Origin of the sequence: Acidithiobacillus sp. M4-SHS-6, assembly GCF_047421495.1 — a bacterium.
In the GTDB taxonomy this organism is placed as follows: Bacteria; Pseudomonadota; Gammaproteobacteria; order Acidithiobacillales; family Acidithiobacillaceae; genus Acidithiobacillus.
Map to the genome: position 1 here is coordinate 2,352,410 of NZ_CP175559.1, position 19,500 is coordinate 2,371,909.

A 19,500-nucleotide genomic window follows, 5' to 3' on the forward strand; every position below is an offset into this window, starting at 1 on the left:
AGGACCAGAATTCAGGGTGCCGGATTTCCAGCTGTCTGCAGACGCTGCTGCAACCAGGCGATGCCGGCGGGCAGCAGGGAAATCACAACAATGGCGATCAACACCAGATTCAGATGGGTTTTTACCCAGGGGAAGCTGCCTAGAAAATAACCCGCGCCGAGCAGACCACCCACCCAGAGCACAGCGCCAGTGAGGTTGAAGGCGAAAAAGCGCCCATAGGGCATGGCAGCAATGCCCGCCACAAAGGGTGCAAAAGTCCGGATGATGGGGAGTAGCCTGGCGATCACCACGGTTTTTCCTCCATGCCGGGCGTAAAAACGCTGGGTCGTTTCCAGATGGCGGATATTCAGCAATTTCCCCCCAAACAGATGAATACCCCAGCGCTTGCCCACCCCATAATTGACCGCATCACCCAACACGGCCGCCGTTACCAGCAGCACCAGCAGCCAGGGCAGACTCATGGCCCCGACACCGGCGAGGGTGCCACAGACAAAGAGCATGGAGTCACCGGGAAGAATAGGCATGATGACCAACCCGGTTTCCGCAAAGAGGATCAAAAAAAGCAGGGCATATACCCAGGCGCCATATTCCTTGAGAAACAGCAGCAAATATGGGTCAAAGTGCAGAAGGATCTGCACCAGGGCATACAGATCATGCATCAGGCATCTTCCGTCGTACCACAATAGCGCCGGTAGTGCTTTTCAAACATGATTTCCAGCTCGGCGATGACGGTTTCCGCTTCGACCCCGCCCATGACATGCTTGGTCATGAGGCTGGACGTATCATTGAGCATGTCCTTGGCATCCAGCATGGCGTAACTTTCGCGCAGACGCTTGATGGCCCCCACGACGGTTTCGCCTTCCCGAGCTGGGAGTAGCTTAGGCTTTTCAATCACCTTTTCCTGGGGCTGTTCCGGCTTCTGGCGACTGCGCAGAAACTCAGCAAAAGCCAGCACCTGCTCCTGTCCGGCAGCATCCAGTTTGCGCATGACCTTCAGAAACTGGCGTTCCCGGCTGTTCATACGTCGCTACCCGTATCCACTTTCAGGGCAAATACCGGCGGTTTACGCTTTTCCGTCATCAGCGCCAACTCCCGTACCAGGGCGACAATCACCCGATCCGTGGTTTTCTGCATTTCCGGCCAGAGCTGCCGGCATTGTTCCAGCAATTCCCCGACGTTTTCAGGGGTTTCGCGGTCCTCCTCCATAAGAATGTCTTCAATCAGACCGGGCTTCATTTCCGGCCGGAAGAGCAGACCCACCGCCCCATCTTCGGGACGGAAAGCAATCCAGCGCCCGTCATCATCCACCAGCAACGGCTCGACACCTTTGGGCAAAATAGCGGTTCCCGGCGACCAGACCATCACCTGGGCACCATCAACCGCCTGGGCCAGAGGGTCATCCTTGCCCGTTTCCGTGGCATGGGCGGTGGTGAAGTAGGCGTTGTGATAGGGCTCCAACTGCAATTCCGCCCCTTCATACTGGGCGAGGAGCAACGCTCCCAGGCCAAAGCCCAGCACCGGCCGGCGGTTTTTGCGGAACATGGCAATGGTCTTGATTTCCTGCTCCAGCCAGGCGTATTTTTCGGTTTCCAGCGGCGACATGGGGCCACCCAGCAAAAACAGGGCATCAAAAGTCAGGGCATTTCCCGGGAGTTCACCACTCAAAAACACCCGAAAATAACTGAAACCAATGTCGCGCTTTTCCAGTTGGCTTTCCACAATTCCCAGAAACTCGGAATAACTGTGCTGCACGACAGCAAAATGCTTCATGAATTCTCCGTACTACTTGTCCACTGATTAGACTTCGCGGCGCACTGGCATGGCCAGCATATCCTTGCTGCAACGTTCCTTGGCAAACTCCAGAAACTCATCCATGACCAGACTGCGGAATTTCTGCTTCTGATAGACGAAAAAATAGGGCCGGGCCAGGGCCGGACTCAAGGGTCTGGCCAGCAAGATCCCCAGGGCCAGTTCTTTCAGTACCGTCGCCTCGGAAACAATGGCCACGCCCAGTCCCCCTTCCACAGCACCCTTGACGGCTTCAGGGCTGCCCAATTCCATGGTGATGTGCAAATCTTCCGTATCTATACCGGCCTGATGCAGATACTCCATGGTCACTTCCCGAGTCCCCGAACCTTCTTCACGAGAAACAAAGGGATAATCCAGCAGGTCCTGGGCAGACACACTTTCATGCAGGCCCAGGGGGTGGTCCGGCTGGGCGATGACGATCATGGAATCCATGCAACACTTGAGGGTGGCCAGACTTTTATTGGTCACCACTCCTTCCACCAGTCCCAGGTCAATGCTGTTATCTTCAATCATGTGGACGATTTTGTCGGTATTCCCCACATGCAGGCGGACCTGGACATCGGGATATTTCATTTTGAAGTCTCCCAGGAGGCGGGGGAGCATATATTCGGCAATGGTCGTGCTGGCACCAATCAACAGATGACCGCGCAGATCTCCCGTCATTTCCCCGACCCGGTTGGACATTTCGCTATAAAGAGAAATGATGCGTTCCGAGTATTCGTACACCACCATGCCCGCCTCGGTGAGGCTGATGCGGTTATGAGTGCGATCAAAAAGGCGGGTATTGAACTGTTCTTCGAGCTGCTTCACCTGAAAAGTGACCGCGGGCTGCGTCATGTGCAGGGTATCTGCCGCCTTGGTAAAGCTGAGCAACCTTGCCACCGTATGAAAAACCTGTAACCGTCTATCTGCCATGGAAATCCTTAGTCACCCGCGACTTTTAATGAGTTTAGGGGTAATATCTGAGCGCTTCAATACAGTATTACGGAGGATAACCCATGCCCAAGGCTTGGGAAAAGCTCGATCTGCAAGGCGCCGGGGTACAGAGTTTACAAATTCGTTTGCAAAAACTCCAGAAAAAACCTCTATGGGCCTATCTATACTGGTGTTTGTTTCCCCTTGGCGCCCATCGTTTTTATCTGGAAGAATCCTGGGCCTGGGCATTTCCGCTGGTCACGGCGGCCATTGTGGCGCTTGCCGTGTTCGGTCTGTTCTGGGAAGCCATTGTCCTGGCGGTGCTGCTGCTGGGGATCGCCCTTTGGGATCTCAGCCGCATCAGTCCGTGGATCGGTACCTACAACAAGGAACTGCGCAAGGCCACCTGGTTTGCCCGCCAGACGCCGGCCGCGCCCGCCAATTACCAGGGCCGCGCCGATACCGGCGAGGCCTCTGCCCAGTGGCAACGGGAGTTGCAAAACTACACCGCGATCAAGGAAAGCGAGCGGGCTGGCCATCCCGCCGCCCAGCACCAGCCCAGCTTTGCACCGGGACAAAGACGCATGTCCTTTGCCGAGCAGGAGCGATTGTTGCGGGAAATTGCCGGCGGCGCTAAAGACAAGGCTAATGACGAGGCATCTGAAGACCGTTAGGCCGTTATCTACAGCTTTCCGGCGAATGAAACCAACTATTTTTCCTTCTCGAACATCGCCAGATAACGCTCTTTGGGAAGGGGCAACTGCTTGGCGACGGCCAGAAAATCGGCCAGATGCAGGGGGGAACTCATGCCCACCAGGGTGACACCAATACCCGGCGTTGACCTTACAAACTGGATGGCCCGCTGCGCGGCGTTGGCCAATTCGGGAATGCCTTCCTGCAGGGACGGGATTTCTTCCTGGGCCAGCAACCCCTTGCCCAGGGGGTGGCTGGCCATGATGGTCAACTTGAGTTGAAAAGCCGCCTGAATGGTGGAGCCGATATTGCCCTGTCCGGTCACCTGGCTGAAGCGCGTGTAGGCTTCGGGCATCAGGGCGTTGAAGGGCAGTTCCACCACCCGCAGGTGGTGACGGTTGCCCTCCCCCGCCGCTTTCTCGGCCAATCCGATCAGGCTGGTAAGAGACTGAAACAGGGTATGGTCCGTTTCCACCCGGCAGGCATTGAAGGTGGAAATCCCGTAATAGCGAATTTTGTTTTCCTGGACGGCCTGTTCCAGCACCGTAAATACCTTGAGCAGTTTCTGGTACATCCGTTCCTTGCCGATCAGGGGAATATGCACTTCCGGCTGATCCACCAGAAATACATCCAGGGTTTCCAGACCGGTTTGCTGACGCAGGTCATCCAGTTGCCAGGCGATATATTCGGGACTGAGGCAATGCACATTCCCGGCCAGGTCTTCTTCCTGGCCTAGCCCTTTGGCGACCACCTCCTCGCGGAAAAATGCGAGGGGATCTTCCGGTCGCCCCGCCGTGAAGGTCAGAAATCCGCCCTTGCCCACCACAAAAAACTCTTCCCGGCGAATGCCTGCTGCCATGGCCTTGACAATACCGACGCCAACGGCCCGACCGGCGCGGCCAAAGCGATAATTGGCGCCGGTATCAATCACATTGACCCCGGACTGCAGGGCCTGGGCGACGATGGCAGCCACGGCCATATCCGTCACATCATCCACCGCGCCGGGGAAAGTGCCCACCCCCAACGAGGACAGCTTGATCCGGGTATTCAGAAAATCACTGAAATGTTCTTCCGCCAGGGTACCCGCAAAGCGCGCCACATAAGCCTTGCTGCCCAAACTATTGGCAGCGCCGGGAATCAAGGGGTTATCCGCAGCATTCACGCAGCATGTCTCCTGTTGGCAAAAAGAGGATGATGATGTATCAGATAATCCAGACGTTCTGTCACTTCCGGACGCAGTGGTCCCGGCAAGGGCAGATCATCCAGATACTGGAACTGGCGGCTGTAATCCGGAGCGTCTTCATCGTCCAGATCCCACTCCACGCCTTGCAGCAGGGTCTGTCCGGCTTCGGGCAGGGCCATATCCAAAGTGCGTCCCGACAGGGCCGCCCAGACGCCGGTCCAGCAACGGGCCAGGGCTATGGGATGATACCCTCCCCCGCCCAGCACCAGCAAACGCGGGCTTTCGGCAACCATTCTCCGGACCACGTCCCCGAACAGGCTATTGGATATGCGGAATTTGCTCAAGGGATCCGGCGACAGAATATCCGTACCCGCCTGGAGGACCAGCACATCCGGGGCAAACTGCCGCAGGACTCGGGGCCAGAGGGCAGCGAAAACGTGGGCATATTCCGTGTCATTGATTTCCACAGGCAAGGGGAGGTTCACTGCCAGTCCTTCCTGGTCATCCAAACCGCCTCCCTGAAACGGATAGGCATAAGCCGTGTCCATATGCAGGGAAACCGTCAGGGTATCAGGATCTTCCCGGAAAGCGGCTTCCACACCGTCGCCATGATGGGCATCCATATCCCAGTAGAGTACCCGCAGCCCCGCCTTGCGCAGGCGCTGGACGGCCAGTACCGGATCATTCAGATAGCAGAAACCCCGCGCCTGACCGGGAGCGGCATGGTGCATGCCTCCTGCCGGACTGAAGGCGGTGAAGCCCTGCAACACCAGCTCCGCCCCCAGGATACTGGAGCCCGTGGCCAGATTGGGCGTATCAAAAAAACCAGGGAAATAGGGATTTTCGAGAGTTCCCAGTTGATATTGCTTGCGGTCGGCGTCACGCACCTTGCCGCGAAACTGGGCACGTTCAAAAGCCTGGATGTAATCGCGGGCATGGAATCCGAACAGTTCCCGATGACTGGCTGGACGCCCCAGACAATATTCCTCGGGGGCCATGGCCCCATAGGCGTTGATCAGGTCCAAGGTCAGGGAAACACGGGGAATGGCCAGGGGATGGTTGCTGCCATAGCTGGCGCGTCGGTAGCGGGCGGCACCCACAAAACGGGCCGGACGGGTCGCGGCAATGCAGGGTTGCAGGAGCTGTTTTTCATTCATCCGCCGTGCCCCCGCAGGCGCAGATACACTTCCGGCAGACGCGCCGGCAAGCTGTCGAGATGGGGCAGCACCAGATAATGCCCCTTCCCGAATACCTGGGGCAGATACTCCCCGCCCTGGGGGTCCAGACTGATACAGAAGGCATGGATGCCCAATTCCAGGGCTTCCCGCACGGCCATCCGCGTATCTTCCTGCAAATAACGCGGATCGCCACCGTCATCATAATCCGCCGGGCGACCGTCGGAGAGAATCAGCAACAAACGGCGCTGGGCCGGACTGCGCAGCATCAACCAGGTGCTGTGGCGGATCGCCGCCCCCATACGCGTGGCCAGACGTCCCGACAAGCCTCCCAGTATGGCTCTGGCACGAGCATCAAACTTGTCGGCAAAGCGTTTGATGGGATACATCAGCACTTCATCATGATATTTGCTGGCAAAACCATAGACCGCAAAAGGATCTCCCACTTCCAGCAAGGCTTCGCCAAAAAGCAGCATGGCCGCCCGCAGACGATCGACCACCCGCACCCCCGAGTCCCCGGCTTCCGCCATGATGGAGGTGGACAAGTCCGCCAACAGCAATACCGCCGTATCCCGTTGCTGGGGACGCCGCTGCAAATACACGCTGGCCTTAGGTGAATGTCCTGCACGCTTTTCAATGAGAAACTGGACGGCAGCCTCCAGATCCGGCTCTTCCCCCTCATACTGACGGCGGCGGGGAGACATCCGCGTCGGCTTCTGGACCTGGAGGGCGCGCTTCAGGCGGCGCAGGGTGCCATCATATTCAGCGGCTATCTCGATGGCTTTGGCTTCATCCTGCTCACGGAGCTTGCGCTCATGCACCCGCACCCAATCCCTCTTGTACTGTTGATGGCGGTAATCCCATTCCCGGTAAGGCCAGCCACCCTTGGGGCCTTTGACGCCCCGACCACTACCCGCCACCTTGGCCGGCAACGGAATACCCACCCCCACCCGACCGCCGCTGCCCTGAATGTCCTCCGGCGGAATTTCCATATCCGGATCATTCCCTTCCGCCGATTGCGGCGCTTCCTTGGGCTTTTCCTGATGTCCCGCCGCCCCCAGGGCACTGTCCCCATCCATCTCCGGGGCACCATTGCCGCGTTTTTGCCGGGGATAAACGGGGCGCGCGGCATTGGGGGAATGACCGGGCAGATAGGCCCGGGCACGCTCCACCAGCCTCAAAGGAGGCAGTGTCGTCGTCGCATACAGCCCCAGGGCGACGCGAAAAGCATCCACGATCCCGGCTTCAGGACGGGTCAGATCTGCCAGCTCCGGAGCCAGGCGGCCCTGCTGGTAATCCTCCAGATAGTGCTGTGCCTGCTCATAGTAAGCAGCGGCCAAGCCTTCGGGCAGTCCATGCTTGCGCGCAGCCTGTAAAATTCGGGAGATATACCCCGGCATTTCCCGATCCAGAGCCACATCCACCCGTAGGTCTTCGCAAAGATCAAATATCATCTGGAAGCGGATCAAATCCTCGCCAAACTGGGCAAAAAGAGGACGCCAGGTGATGCGCTGATCGGAGTCCAGAGGGGGATGCTCCATCCCGATTTCCGCAAAGAGGGCATGAATGGCGTCCTGCTCGTAACTGTCAAAAGCCAGATGCGCGCCGGTATGGTAAAAAGCCAGCAGAGCTTCTTCCCGATCCGGCATGACTGCCGGCACAAAAAGGCTGCGACCGTCGGTTTCCAGAAAACTGCGGCCTCCTTCCAGACTCCAGTCGCCTTCTTCCAGAGGCAGATGCAAGCCCGTCCAAGCCTGCAAAAGCAAACCAAAGAAGCGCTTATGGACCCCCGTGCGGAAACCGGGCAGCACCTCCAGCAAAAAACCCCGGGCTTCGTCACTTTCCAACCGAAACCAGGCTTCCCCCCGCACCCGTCCGGCCGCCAGCACATCGGCACCCCGTCTTGCCCATTCCGCCACGCCATTCAGACCACAAATGCCGCGCACCTTGATGGCCCCATCCAGATAAGTTCCCAGCCCGAGGCGGCCCTTGGCGAGACTTTCGGCGGGCTGTAACAGGGCTTCCAGTCCCGCTGTGCCCTGCTCCCCAAAGAGGGTCTGCACCGGCATCCGGAAATAGGCCGCAGCACTATCCACATGGCGATCAATCCAGGCGGCACCCAGGCGAAACCACAAGGCCTCGCCCTCGGCACCCCAATGACACCGGACCATAGCCGCCTGCTGAAAAAAGCCTACCACCGCGCGAAAGGTGCCGCGCTGGGTGAGAAACTGCCGGGCCTGTTCCAGCCAGGGGTCCAGCCCGCCAAAGGCCGCCACCATGGTCGCCGTGGCATGAAAACAGGCTTTGCCCGCTTCCCGGTCATAAAAAAACAGATCCCTGCCGGTTTCCAGAAAACGCAGACAGGCGCTTTCACCCAGCGGGGTTACGGCGGGCAGGGCATTGCGGGCATCGCGTCCGGCCACAAAACTGATGGCCGCCAGATGCTCCAGGATTTCTTCGGTCGCTTCCGACATGAAAGCTCCTTAGCGTTCCGGGAAGAAAGTCCGGAAAATTTCCAGCAGGGCTTCACTCAGTTCCGGATCATCGGTCTGGGGGTTGATGATGGCCATGGTGCAGGACTCCAGCGGCTCCAGACCGGCCACCATCAGTGCGCCGGCGTAGATCAGCGCCCGCGTCGAAGTCACCTCCTGCAAGCCTTGATCCTTGAGGTTGCGGGCCTTGTCTGCCGCTGCTACCAAGGCCTTGGAGCGGGACTCATCCAGCCCCGCTTCTTTCATGACGATCCGGGTTTCCACCTCTGCTGGAGGATAGGTGAAGTTCATGCCCACAAAACGCTGTTTGGTAGAAGGCTTGAGGTCTTTCAACACCGTCTGGTAACCCGGATTATAGGAAATGACCAACATGAAATCGGGATGGGCATTGATTTCCGTGCCCAGCTTTTCAATGGGCAGATGGCGGCGATGATCGGTCAGCGGATGGATGACCACCGTGGTGTCCGTCCTGGCCTCGACAATTTCATCCAGATAGCAGATGGCCCCTTCACGGACCGCCTTGGTTAAAGGCCCGTCCTGCCAGACCGTGGCATCGCCTTCGATGAGGAAACGCCCCACCAGATCCGAGCTGGTCAGATCTTCATGACAGGCTACGGTAATGAGCGGTCTTTTCAGACGCCAGGCCATGTGCTCCAGAAAGCGGGTCTTGCCACAACCTGTCGGTCCTTTGAGCATCACCGGCAAACGGCGGCTCCAGGCCGCCATAAATACCCCGAGTTCATTGGCCACGGGCTGATAAAAAGGTTCTTCGATAATCATCGCATTCATTGCTCAACCCTCTAGATGTTGTTCGGCATGGCTACGCAAATACAAAAATATATGGCGCAGGGTATGGATCACCATACGCTCAGGCTGGGCGGGCAAGGCATCCTGACGCTCCGCTTTCAGACAGTTCCGGTAGTAAATCAGTTCACGGCAATTGTCGCGAATGGTATTCCAGTGCGGTTTGCCCTTGACCAGGGTTTTCCATAATTCCAACAAATCAGCATCACTGGCATAGGGCTTATGCTCGGTTTCCAGCATGATCCGCAGCATGGCTTCGGCTTCGGCAATACCCGCCGCCAACAATTCCGGCAAAGGCATGCCAGCGCTTTGTTGTTTAGCCAGTGCTTCAATACGGCCATGAACGGCATCCAGTGCCGCAATCAAATCATTTGACTTGGTCATCATCACTCCTGATCGGTTTTTCGGTGAAACCCGCTACCACTCCGGGAGATTTTCGTCTAGGATAAAAGAGTTTTAGCTAAATGCGTGTATAATTCGTTTTATAGTGTGATTAAAAGGGGTAACCATGAGCAAACTCGTCAAGATGGTCAAACTGAACAACCTGCAATATAATGCCAACCGCGACCCCCAGGTTTATCGCCGCGTCGTCGGCCATCCTTTCCGGATTCAGGCCATGCTGGAAGGCCAGGGCAGTGCCAAGATCAGCGTCACCTGTGAAGGCAAGACTCTGAAAGAAAGCACACTGGAACTGCCAGGCATTTTTTCTTACGAAGTCACCTTCAAGGATCCTGGCATCCGCATCGCTACCCTGACCGTCAGCGCCGATGGTCAGAGCGAAATCCATGAGCTGCTGCTCGATACCGAAGCCCACGCCAAAGTCGGCTGAAGCGACCTCAGCCAAAAAGCACCCAGCGCCGCCTGGCAAGTCCTGGCGGCGCTTTACCAGGCAAACTGTTGAAAAAACTCCGGCAGTCTTTGCAAGCCCTCTTCCCGGTCAAAAAACCGATCAGCTCTGGCTGAACGCGCCCGATCTCGTATCTCCCGAGTTCCTCCCAGACAAAAAATGGGAATATTCAACTGATACTCGCGGCGGATCTGATCGATCAACTCTATCGGATCGTTGATCTGCGGATCTTCCAGATTCAGCAACATAAAGCGATGCAGGAGGATTTCCTGCCATTCCTCGAAAGCCTCCAGACCGGTCGCTTCGGTCACTTCCCATTTTTCCGGAATGGCCGCTTCCACTGCTTGTCGCAAGACAGGATCGCCATTCATCAAAATGAAACGCTTGCGCATCCGTTCTTCAATACTGGGCATTGTGCATCTCCTGTTATTGCGGATTTCAATCCTTCCAGATGGCGATTTCGGCAAAACGGGCGGACCACAGGTCAAATGCATCCCCCGCCAACTGCTGCAGTGCGCTGGTAAAGGCCTGGGAATCTGCCGACAATCCTGTGAATACCCGGCATTGGCATTCCGACCAGGCAGAAGCCGCCACCTTACGGAAGCAACCACTTTCTGTCCAGATGCGCAAACAGGCCCCATCCGGCCAATGCCGTTCCGTCAAAAACGCCTTGGCCTTGATTTTGATGCCGGCGGGCACGCGCCGGGCTGCTGGCACCTCCCATTCGGGCTCCTCCAGCTCCGCAGCGCACACCGCTTGTTGTTCTGTCGGGCGCAGCGCAGAACTGCAGGTAACCTGCACATCACAAGATTCCAGCACCCCCGGAAAAGCCCCGCGGATGTCCTCTGCTGAAGGAACCTGCCGCAGCAGGCGAGACCAGGTCCACAAGCTGTCCTGCAAGGCTTCTGCCAGCCACAAGCGAAATCCAGTCGAGGGGGCCGCCACACAATCCACGAACTTTTGCCAGTCTATCTGGAGCATCACACTGCCCCCCAACACCAGACTACGGCCAATGGTCGCAGCCCCTGTCCCACTGATTTTTTTGCCGGTACACCAGAAATCATGGCCATCGCGGGCTTCAACCTGCAGTCCAAAACGCGCGTGCAGAGCCATTATCCAGGGCGCAATACGCTCAAAAAGCTCTGGAGCACGGCGTATGGCCTGGGCCTTCGGGAAAATGAAAAAATAATTGAGCTGACCACGGTCTACCCAGACCAGACCACCGCCCAGCGCCCTTTGGAGAACGGGAACCCCCAAACCCGCGCAAGCCGCACGATCCAGTTCAGCCCCGGCGGATTGGGCCGCCCCCAGACTCAGATGGGCTTCAGACTGGGCCAGCAGCAGAACGGGAGGATCATCATCACCTTGGGCTTCTGCCAGGCCCATATAGGTTTTGTGCAGCAACTCCGGGGACAGCACCCCCAAGGAAATGACGCGTAACCGCACCCTTCAGCATTGCCCTAAAGGCATGAGAGAGACACTGAGCACCATCATCTCAGGCATTCTCTTCCCGGCTTTCCTTGTCCTTGGGCCGGTAAAAGGACGAGAAATAGAAATCTCGCTCATTCAGGGCTTCATGCCAACGCACCCGCTCTTCCACACCCGCCTGCATGATATCGGCCATGGCCATGGCCTGCTCACTGTCCAGGATGAGAATGGCATCCTGCAAATCCTCATCCAGATCAATAAAATGCGCCGCCAGGCCCAAAGGCTCCTGAACATGCACCAAAAAAGACTTGCAAGCCGGATCCTCCGGGTCCAGAGGCGTCATGACCAGCCTCCCCATATACGCCATTCTGGCCAATTGATTAAAACGGGGAATTTCCAGCTTTTTCCCCATCTTATACTTGTTCAGTTCATTTTTGAGACTGCTGACATCAGTAATCGGTATGGACTTCATGGGATTCCTTGCGGTTCGGGTTTCGGCCAGTTTCGCGCAAAGCCCTGCAGGACGCAAGGTAAGGGTAAGGGGCCGAAACCCCGTTTTTCATTGACCAGCTTGTCAAGCTGTTCATGATGATATTTGCCTCAACGTTCTTATTGATCAGAAAACTGCAGATCCTGCAACTTCATCTGACGGCGGACGATTTCCACGTCCTGCTGGTTCAGGGCAAAGGGGAAAGAACGAATGTCCGAGGGGGAAGAGTCACCATAGGGGCGGTTACAGGCACTGACCTCTTCGTCATCCTTGCCAGGGCAACCGGAAGTCTGGAAGGGCTTGCCGGAGTTGATGATATCTTCCAGATCGGCTTCCGGATAGCCGAAATCCACGATCCGGCCGTATTCGTCAAATTGCATGTCTTCATAGCGCCCGCCGGCATAATCGATGAGGAAACGACCCAACTGGACACGACGCCAGTGATCGTGGGGAACCGGATCCCAGTCTTCCATCATGGAACCCTTTTCCGGGAAGAAAGCAAACATATGGTTATGGCCGCCCATGTCTTTCATTTTCTGACAAACCTGCAGAATTTCCTGTTCGGTTTCACCCATACCACAAATCAGATGCGCGCCAAACTTTTCAGGGCCATAAATTTCTGCGGCCCATTCAATAACCTGCCAGTATTTATCCCAGGAATGGGGGCTTTGTACGGTCTTGCCACGGGTCCGTTCAAAAATTTCCGGGGTAACCGCATCCAGAGCTATCGTGAAAATATCCGCACCAGCTTCCTTGAGATTAATCAAGTCCTGTCTTTCCATGGTGGTAGGGTTGGAAAGAATGGAGACCGGGATATGGGGAGCGACTTCCATCCAGCGCTTGAGCATGGTCATGGTGTCGTTGTCCGAATCGGGATGGGTGATCATGCTGATGCACATCCGCTGAAAATTGCCCTTGTCGCTGTTCTGGGCAATGCGGTCCAGCATTTCTTCGACACGCACGGTCGGCCAGTCCACACGAATGAAATTGCGGTCGGCATAATCACGACTTTCTTCACGATGGCGGGCCAGACCACAGTAGCTGCAGTTTGCACGGCAGCCTTCAGGATAAGTCATCAATAGATTCAGACAGTTGGTGCAGGAAGTACGGTGCATCACGCCAGGAATCAATCCCAGGGTAATGGCTGCGGCCGTACTCAACTGCACATAGTCCGGGGAACGCATCGTCGGTGTTTTGACGAAATAATCCGGGCGATAAAAATTTAGGGTCTGAGCATTTTTTTCGACAACCGCACTCATGGACGTTCCTCCTGTCAATCCGCCTCAAGCGGCAAAATATTCATCAAAAGCGATCCAGGCGGATCGCATGACCTGGTCTTCCTGGGCTGCGGGCTTGCGCCATACGGCTTCCAGGGATGTTCTGCGTTGCATAGCCCGGCGCAGAGCCGGTCCAAACTGATCCTGCATGTCCTCTTCGTAACTTTCCAGGGCGTCGCCGTCTCCGGCCAGATAGGCGGCGGCGGCGAGACCTGCCGCCTCCCCGCTGATGACAGCGGCGGGAATACCGGCTCCGGTAATGGGGTGCGTTAATCCTGCCGCATCACCGCAGAGCAGAACATGGCCATGAATCATGGGGCGCAAACCGCCTACGGGTATGGCTCCACCGGTTCTGCCGAGCACCTCCTGACCGACAATCCCTCGATCCACCATCTGTTGATGGAGTTCTTCCAGCGGCTTTTTGAGATTAACTTCAAAGCGCTTGTCCACACCCAGGCCCAGATTGGCCACCGGACCCCGCGGAAACAACCAGCCATAACCGCCCGGAAAAGCATCCGAGAGGAAAATGTCCGTATCGGCATAATCGTGACACAAGGGTACCGTATATTGCCGGGTATAGACTACCGGTTGATGGGCTAGACCGATGCTTTCTGCCACGGGACTATGGGGGCCATCGGCGGCAATCAGCATCCTGGGCGCTATCTCCTGAATCTCTCCAGAAGAGCATTTGATCCGGGCGCGTTGACCATCCCAACCCACAAAGGCGGTGCGGGTTTTTATCTCGGCGCCTGCTGCTTGTGCCAGATCTGCCAGGCCCTGGTCAAAGCGACTCCGGTCGATCATGATGCCCGGGAATACACTATGATGCTGTAAACCCGAAGGCAGCACCGTCATCATGCCGGACACGTCCTGTACCCGGGATTGGGTTTCGTGTACCGTCCGCAGCAGCGGCATGGGGACGAATTCCGCACATTGCACGGGTAAGCCGACCTGTGTCCGACGATCTATGCAGAGCACCTGCAAGCCTTTTTCGGCAGCGGCGCGGCCAGCGGCAGCTCCCGCAGGTCCCGCTCCGACAATCAGCACATCGACTTTTTGCAGGGTCATGGCTGTTCCGCTGCCAGTCGCAAGACGCTGGCAAAGTCTTCCGGCTGCAAACCGAAACCGTCTATTTGCTGTTTTTCAAAAATATCTGCCAGAATCTCATCCACTTCGTTCAACTGCACGTTACGCAAGGCGGCTTCCATGTCGACAATGGCGCGCCGAGGCTGAATGAAGTAATCCCCGCTGAAATGGACCTGCCGGATCCGATTCCCAAAGCTGTCCCAGAGAATTTCTGCCTGCAGGGTTCCTCCATGTGCACGCAGACTGGCTTTACGCAAGGGCATGCCGGCTTGTTCCCGGGTATTCACATTCAACCATTCCGGATCGCGGATTTCCGCCAGCATCTCGGGGAAGAGCGCCATCACGGCCTCCGGCATATCTCCCGCCGTAAACAACAAACCCAGGTGTTGGCGGAAACCTTCCAGCAAGGCTTCCTGTACCTGGGACAATGCAGGGGTCTTCCCGAGCAGGGCCTTGAGGCTGGTGACCCGTTCTGCTACCGAAGAAATGGCATGGGCATCCAGCTTTTCCAGAGGCACCCGCAGCACCCGCAGCATTCTGGGAATATCCAGGTCCACCAGTACGGTACCCTGGAAGAGCAATACCTCGCCATCCATGATCCCACCGGTTCCGGAAATTTTTTTACCTTCCACTTCAATGTCATTGCGCGGACGAAAAGAGGCCTGAACGCCCAGGGTAGACAATCCCGCTGCGGCAGCCAGACATATCTGTCGGGAAAGCGCCGCCATATCGCCCTTGGGCAAGGCCTGACGATGGCAGACGAGTTCCCAGCCAATCTGGGTGGGATCAAATATCAGGGCGCCGCCACCGGTCAGACGGCGCTGGACCGCGATGCCTTCTTCCTGGCAAAACGCCAGATTCAGTTCCTGGTCGGGGGACTGGTGATAACCGACCAGTGCCGACTCTTCAAAGCGCAGGAAGCGAAAAATACTGGGAATATTTCCCTCGGCCATGGCCTGCAGCAGGGCCTTGTCCAGCGCCATGTTCTCATCCGCAGGACGCAGGCCGGAATCGACCACCAGCCAGGGATCCTGAGCAGTGACATTCATGCCGGGCAAATCCAGCAGCAGTACATACGCGTCATGACTATCCGCGACATTTTCAGGCAGAAAACACGATGGGAATATCCCGCAACTGGGTCCGCCGCTTCGGTGCCGCCGGGACGAAATCGAGGGGCACGGTAGTGGACTCATCTCCCATACTGAGGACTTCCTCGCCGACAATCATGGAGCAACAGGACGGGGTTACGAATACATCCCGCTCCAGGTGCTTGGCCAATGCCAACATACCATCAGAGGGAAAGGCCACCCCATTGAGACCCGCCATGACCGCATAGGTATCGGTAATGGAACGATGCACTCCGGAGGGTCGGGCGCAACCCAACAACACCGGGGTTTCCGGGAGGGCAGCACGGGCATCCATGAAAAATTTGCCCACTTCATCGGTAGGTGGCGTCACAAAAGGTCGACTGGAAGACGCATACTGGGGCATGATCACTACCAGCACCAAGGCACTGGGCAGATGGCGCTGGATGATCTCCAGGGAGTTCCATTCGCCCAGCAGTTCGCCATAATGCAGACCGATGACAATATGCGGGACGACTTTCATTGTGGTGGCTACCAAGGCTTCGAGGGCAGCCTCGAAGTCATCCACGCTGCGGCGCAGATGGTAAACTTGATGGATGGTGTCCTGAGCGCCAATCACATCCATCATGGCCACGTCCACACCGGCATCTTCCATACCCCGGGCAAATTCCGGAGTCGCAATACCCGTATGCATGGCTATTTGTAAATTGGGATAGCGGTCCTTGATTTTACGCACCATGGGGAAATAGGGCTCGTAATGCACCACATTTTGATGGTCTGATCCACCGGAAAGCAGCAACCCCCGGCCGCCGTCCAGCACGATCTGATCGACCAGACGATCCAGTTCTTCAGGGCTGCGCACAGGAATCATGGGCTCGAGGATTTTGGCCTTGCAGTGATCACACTGTAATTTACAGTCGCCACCGGTGATGGAAATGGCCGGAAAGGCATTTTTTCCACAGGCCGACACTTCGGAGGTCTCGTGGTGTTTGAATGAAGGCGTATAGAAATTGATACGACCCACCTGGCTGCCAGACAAGCCCGACCACTGTTCGCGCATGGATTCCACCAGATCAGCGTTGAGCGTCAGATCTTCTAATGCTTCCACTTGCGAAACAGCGTTTAACCATGGGTTCATATTAATTTCCATCCTCGTCATACATGGAGAAAGCTAGACGGCCGCAAATGCGGCCGTCTGACTGGATAGGGCTATCCGAATAAATCAGCAGCCGCCAAAACCATCAGCTGTCATCTTTTCTTCAAAGGCGGCCAGCGCATCCGCACCGGTCTTCAGTTCACCGGAATCACCGGCAAAATCCGCAGGAGTCAGCTTGGCAATCCAACCGCTGCCATAGGGATCCTTGTTGATCAGACTCGGATCCTTGGCCACAGCATCGTTACTGGAAAGCACGGTGCCACTCACCGGGCTCTTCAGCGGACCTACCCACTTGCCAGATTCCACCGTTGCGGCAGACTTGTCTTTTTTGATGTCCTTGCCAGCGCCCTTGGGGGTATAGGAAACAATCTGACCGGCCAATGCACAAGCATAAGAAGTCATGCCGATGGTGACACTACCGTCATCTTCCTTGCGCAGCCATACGTTATTTTCAACGTTGTACATCAGGTCTTCGGGGATTTCACAGCCACGTACAGTTCCCATCATTTTCTCCTTCGGGTTTTAAATTAAAAAAACAAAAGCCGGTCAACCGATAAAATCAGATCAGCAAGGTCACCTGCTGAAGCCACTTCATCCACCTCATCAATCAGGTCGTCTGCCTCCATCTCATAGCCTGGCAGGGCCGGCCTGCACACATAGAGCTGGACACCCGCATTTTTGGCATCACGAATAAAATCGATGATCCGCTTGCCGCCTTCCATCGCGGCGAGATTTTCGGCAACCCCCACTTTCATGAGCATGACGGCTTCCATGGTGCAAAAAATCTTAACCTCTGCGTCCATGGAAGACAACAGCGAACCCAGATAAAACGGGGTAGCACAACGATGTGCCGTACTCGGGCCGCTGGTCATCACAATCACCACCGACTTTTCGCCGTCATCATCCAGATAATGGTCACTCATCGCATCCCTCGCTCACAATGAATATCATCGCGCAGACAGCGCTGCCGATATAACTCAAAGGCCGCATCCCCAGTAGACAGCTTTTTCAAGGCAACGTCCACGGGTGCCACCGGGCGGACCCGGGCAATCCACGCTTCATAGGGTTCGATATTGAGCAAATTGGGATCTTCCAGCACATCTTCATTGGCGAGTTCAATGATGCAATCAAACACATTGGGTACCGGCCCCGCCCATTTACCGCTCTCGATGGTCGCTACCGGTTTACCTACGGGTCGGCGCGTCCCGGGACGACGCACCCGCACATGCAGAATTTTTCCGGCAATTGACTGCGAAATATCGGTCATGCCCACCGTGAGGGTGCCATCACCTTCGCGGCGAACCCAGATCTGACACTCCTGATCGTAATATAATTCGGCGCGAAATTCGCATCCGTTACATTCCATAGCCTCTCCCTGGTTGACAGCGGCAGGTAAAAAAAGCGCCCCGCAAAGGGCGCTTTTCAACCTTGTCAGACGATGCCTTTAGCCGCGAGCAGGTCCATGGAGTCGCTGACATTGTCGGGAATACCCACCTTGCGTGCAGAAAGACCCATTGCCAAACCCAGCAACTGGGTGAAGTAAATGACCTTGACGTTGGTTTTGATACCAAACTCAATTTCCGCACGAATCTGGTGCATTTCCAGACCGGAGTGGCAGGTCGGGCATTCCGTGGCGATCACTTCAGCGCCAGCATCTTCTGCGGCCTGGAGAATGTTCAGCACCAACTGGGTGGAAGTATCGGAGTCAGACAGAGTGTGAGCACCGCCACAGCAGGCCGTTTTCAGGGGGAAATCCACCGCAACGGCACCCGCCGCATTGAGCAGATCATCCATGAAGTGGGGTGCGTAGCTGGATTCAGAACCGGGACCCTGGTCTTTTTCCGGGAAAATCTGACGGGGGCGGGTATACATACAGCCATAGTAGTTGGCAATTTTCAGCCCATTCAGACTCTTCTTGACCTTACTCTTGATGCCGTCGGGACCCACTTCTTCCATGAACCACTCCAGAGCATGCAGAGTACGCACATCACCGTCATAGACCGGGTCACCGGACTTGTCGGCCAGATCCTGCACCGTCTTCATGGTTTCTTCAGACGTGGCGCATTCGTATTCCGTCTGTTTGAGGTTCCGGTAGCAGCCATTGCAAGGAGCCATGACCGTGTCGCAACCCTGCAGTTTACTGGCAATGGCGAGATTCCGCGCAGACATGTAGGTCTGCAGCATGGGGTGAATGTTCTTCACCTCCATGGCCCCACAGCAATTGTAGTCTTCCAGATTTTCCATCTGCAGACCGAGTTCCTTGACGAGAACGCGGGTGGACTTGTCGTAGGGGCCGCCGGAGCCTTCCAGCGCACAACCCGGATAATATGCAACCTTAGCCATGATGAGCAGCCTCCTTCTGTGCTTTCACGTATTCCGCAAGAACTTCGCCGGTCTTGCCCCAGGATTTGGTTTTTGGACGGAAAACCACATTCAGTCCCATTTTCGCCAACTGTCCCAAAGGCAGCCCCTTGGAGAGACGCTTTCCAAACTCCACAATCCAGGGTTGCACCAGTGGTTGATTGGAGCGCTTGAAAAAACCCATCATCACTTCCGTATCCTCAATGCGCCCAAATTCGATGCACTCATGGGTGAATTCTTCGTCAAAGTGGGTGGACAGGGTCTTGGGGGTCAAACCATTTTCTTCCATCCAGTGAGCAGTGGCTTTCATCACACCTTCAGGACGAACATCCTTGGGGCAGATGTTGGTGCACTTGTTGCAGGACACACACTGCCAGATGATGTCCTTGTCCTTGAGCAATTCTGCCTTCAGACCCAGACGAATCAGGTAAATCCAGTAACGCGGATTGAAATCCACGTTCTGGGCGTACATGGTGCAGGAATTGGTGCAGGAACCGCACTGCCAGCAACGATGCACGTTTTCGCCACCCCCGTAGCTCTGAATGATTTTCTCGAAGTTTTCTTCATAGTCGGTAAGGGTACGGGGAGTAATCATCGTGTTCCAGGAACCCGATACATCCACTCCGTCCACTACCAGATGGTCGTGCTGTAAAATCCGATCTGGATCGATCAGTGTTTTTTCATGAATAGCCATAGCTG

General features: G+C 56.2%; 23 protein-coding genes. 2 read left to right on the plus strand and 21 right to left on the minus strand.

Features of this window, described 5'->3' with window-relative positions; genetic code table 11:
- Positions 1-11: 11 nt before the first annotated feature.
- From ACJU26_RS12200 to ACJU26_RS12215, 4 genes are read right to left on the minus strand one after another with little or no spacing between them, the layout of a single operon-like run.
- Entirely contained in the window at positions 12-659 is a 648-nt protein-coding gene (locus ACJU26_RS12200) for a VTT domain-containing protein (protein WP_414039903.1), read from the minus strand.
- Positions 659-1,021, minus strand: coding sequence for a hypothetical protein (locus tag ACJU26_RS12205; RefSeq protein ID WP_414039904.1), 363 nt, complete (start codon positions 1,019-1,021; stop codon positions 659-661). The genes ACJU26_RS12200 and ACJU26_RS12205 overlap by 1 nt, the downstream gene beginning before the upstream one ends.
- Complete coding sequence (locus tag ACJU26_RS12210) at positions 1,018-1,770, minus strand: glutamine amidotransferase-related protein (protein ID WP_414039905.1); 753 nt, start codon at positions 1,768-1,770, stop codon at positions 1,018-1,020. Before ACJU26_RS12210 ends, ACJU26_RS12205 begins: the two co-directional genes overlap by 4 nt.
- Before the next feature lie 27 nt (positions 1,771-1,797).
- The gene (locus ACJU26_RS12215) at positions 1,798-2,724 is read right to left on the minus strand and encodes a selenium metabolism-associated LysR family transcriptional regulator (RefSeq protein WP_414039906.1); all 927 of its coding nucleotides are present in this window, start codon (positions 2,722-2,724) and stop codon (positions 1,798-1,800) included.
- Between the two features lie 83 nt (positions 2,725-2,807).
- On the opposite strand from ACJU26_RS12215, the gene ACJU26_RS12220 reads away from it, so the two are divergent.
- Positions 2,808-3,398 (plus strand): TM2 domain-containing protein, encoded by a 591-nt coding sequence (locus ACJU26_RS12220; RefSeq protein ID WP_414039907.1) that lies wholly within the window; start codon positions 2,808-2,810, stop codon positions 3,396-3,398.
- Positions 3,399-3,433: 35 nt separating this feature from the next.
- On the opposite strand, the gene ACJU26_RS12225 is transcribed toward ACJU26_RS12220, so the two are convergent.
- From ACJU26_RS12225 to ACJU26_RS12245, 5 genes are read right to left on the minus strand one after another with little or no spacing between them, the layout of a single operon-like run.
- Positions 3,434-4,579, minus strand: a complete 1,146-nt coding sequence (locus ACJU26_RS12225) for an aldo/keto reductase (RefSeq protein WP_414039908.1) — start codon at positions 4,577-4,579, stop codon at positions 3,434-3,436.
- Positions 4,576-5,757: an acetoin utilization protein AcuC gene (locus tag ACJU26_RS12230; protein ID WP_414039909.1), complete on the minus strand. Its 1,182-nt coding sequence runs from the start codon at positions 5,755-5,757 to the stop codon at positions 4,576-4,578. The genes ACJU26_RS12225 and ACJU26_RS12230 overlap by 4 nt, the downstream gene beginning before the upstream one ends.
- Positions 5,754-8,249 carry a nitric oxide reductase activation protein NorD gene (locus tag ACJU26_RS12235; protein ID WP_414039910.1) on the minus strand — a complete coding sequence of 832 codons (2,496 nt, stop codon included), beginning with the start codon at positions 8,247-8,249 and terminating at the stop codon, positions 5,754-5,756. The genes ACJU26_RS12230 and ACJU26_RS12235 overlap by 4 nt, the downstream gene beginning before the upstream one ends.
- A 9-nt stretch (positions 8,250-8,258) precedes the next feature.
- Positions 8,259-9,056 carry a CbbQ/NirQ/NorQ/GpvN family protein gene (locus ACJU26_RS12240; RefSeq protein WP_414039911.1) on the minus strand — a complete coding sequence of 266 codons (798 nt, stop codon included), beginning with the start codon at positions 9,054-9,056 and terminating at the stop codon, positions 8,259-8,261.
- 3 nt (positions 9,057-9,059) lie between these two features.
- The gene (locus tag ACJU26_RS12245) at positions 9,060-9,458 is read right to left on the minus strand and encodes a hypothetical protein (RefSeq protein WP_414039912.1); all 399 of its coding nucleotides are present in this window, start codon (positions 9,456-9,458) and stop codon (positions 9,060-9,062) included.
- Positions 9,459-9,579: 121 nt separating this feature from the next.
- Here ACJU26_RS12245 and ACJU26_RS12250 point away from each other — a divergent pair, with 121 nt between their 5' ends.
- Entirely contained in the window at positions 9,580-9,900 is a 321-nt protein-coding gene (locus tag ACJU26_RS12250) for a hypothetical protein (RefSeq protein ID WP_414039913.1), read from the plus strand.
- 53 nt (positions 9,901-9,953) lie between these two features.
- Here the strand turns inward: ACJU26_RS12250 and ACJU26_RS12255 are convergent, their stop codons facing one another.
- The 12 genes from ACJU26_RS12255 to ACJU26_RS12310 form a co-directional block, all read right to left on the minus strand.
- Positions 9,954-10,331, minus strand: a complete 378-nt coding sequence (locus tag ACJU26_RS12255; protein ID WP_414039914.1) for a hypothetical protein — start codon at positions 10,329-10,331, stop codon at positions 9,954-9,956.
- A 25-nt stretch (positions 10,332-10,356) separates the two neighbouring features.
- On the minus strand, positions 10,357-11,364 hold the full coding sequence (locus ACJU26_RS12260; RefSeq protein WP_414039915.1) for a biotin/lipoate A/B protein ligase family protein: 1,008 nt from the start codon (positions 11,362-11,364) through the stop codon (positions 10,357-10,359).
- Between the two features lie 49 nt (positions 11,365-11,413).
- The gene (locus ACJU26_RS12265; RefSeq protein WP_414039916.1) at positions 11,414-11,818 is read right to left on the minus strand and encodes a hypothetical protein; all 405 of its coding nucleotides are present in this window, start codon (positions 11,816-11,818) and stop codon (positions 11,414-11,416) included.
- 137 nt (positions 11,819-11,955) lie between these two features.
- Entirely contained in the window at positions 11,956-13,095 is a 1,140-nt protein-coding gene (locus ACJU26_RS12270; RefSeq protein ID WP_414039917.1) for a radical SAM protein, read from the minus strand.
- A gap of 24 nt (positions 13,096-13,119) precedes the next feature.
- Entirely contained in the window at positions 13,120-14,181 is a 1,062-nt protein-coding gene (locus tag ACJU26_RS12275; protein ID WP_414039918.1) for a geranylgeranyl reductase family protein, read from the minus strand.
- Positions 14,178-15,248 (minus strand): biotin/lipoate A/B protein ligase family protein, encoded by a 1,071-nt coding sequence (locus ACJU26_RS12280; protein WP_414039919.1) that lies wholly within the window; start codon positions 15,246-15,248, stop codon positions 14,178-14,180. The genes ACJU26_RS12275 and ACJU26_RS12280 overlap by 4 nt, the downstream gene beginning before the upstream one ends.
- 52 nt (positions 15,249-15,300) lie before the next feature.
- Positions 15,301-16,422 (minus strand): radical SAM protein, encoded by a 1,122-nt coding sequence (locus ACJU26_RS12285; protein WP_414039920.1) that lies wholly within the window; start codon positions 16,420-16,422, stop codon positions 15,301-15,303.
- Between the two features lie 84 nt (positions 16,423-16,506).
- The gene (locus ACJU26_RS12290) at positions 16,507-16,947 is read right to left on the minus strand and encodes a glycine cleavage system protein H (RefSeq protein WP_414039921.1); all 441 of its coding nucleotides are present in this window, start codon (positions 16,945-16,947) and stop codon (positions 16,507-16,509) included.
- A gap of 20 nt (positions 16,948-16,967) precedes the next feature.
- Entirely contained in the window at positions 16,968-17,363 is a 396-nt protein-coding gene (locus ACJU26_RS12295; protein ID WP_414039922.1) for a DsrE family protein, read from the minus strand.
- Positions 17,360-17,806, minus strand: a complete 447-nt coding sequence (locus ACJU26_RS12300; protein WP_414039923.1) for a glycine cleavage system protein H — start codon at positions 17,804-17,806, stop codon at positions 17,360-17,362. Before ACJU26_RS12300 ends, ACJU26_RS12295 begins: the two co-directional genes overlap by 4 nt.
- A 65-nt stretch (positions 17,807-17,871) precedes the next feature.
- On the minus strand, positions 17,872-18,783 hold the full coding sequence (locus ACJU26_RS12305) for a CoB--CoM heterodisulfide reductase iron-sulfur subunit B family protein (protein WP_414039924.1): 912 nt from the start codon (positions 18,781-18,783) through the stop codon (positions 17,872-17,874).
- Positions 18,776-19,495 carry a 4Fe-4S dicluster domain-containing protein gene (locus ACJU26_RS12310; protein ID WP_414039925.1) on the minus strand — a complete coding sequence of 240 codons (720 nt, stop codon included), beginning with the start codon at positions 19,493-19,495 and terminating at the stop codon, positions 18,776-18,778. The genes ACJU26_RS12305 and ACJU26_RS12310 overlap by 8 nt, the downstream gene beginning before the upstream one ends.
- Between the last annotated feature and the right edge of the window lie 5 nt (positions 19,496-19,500).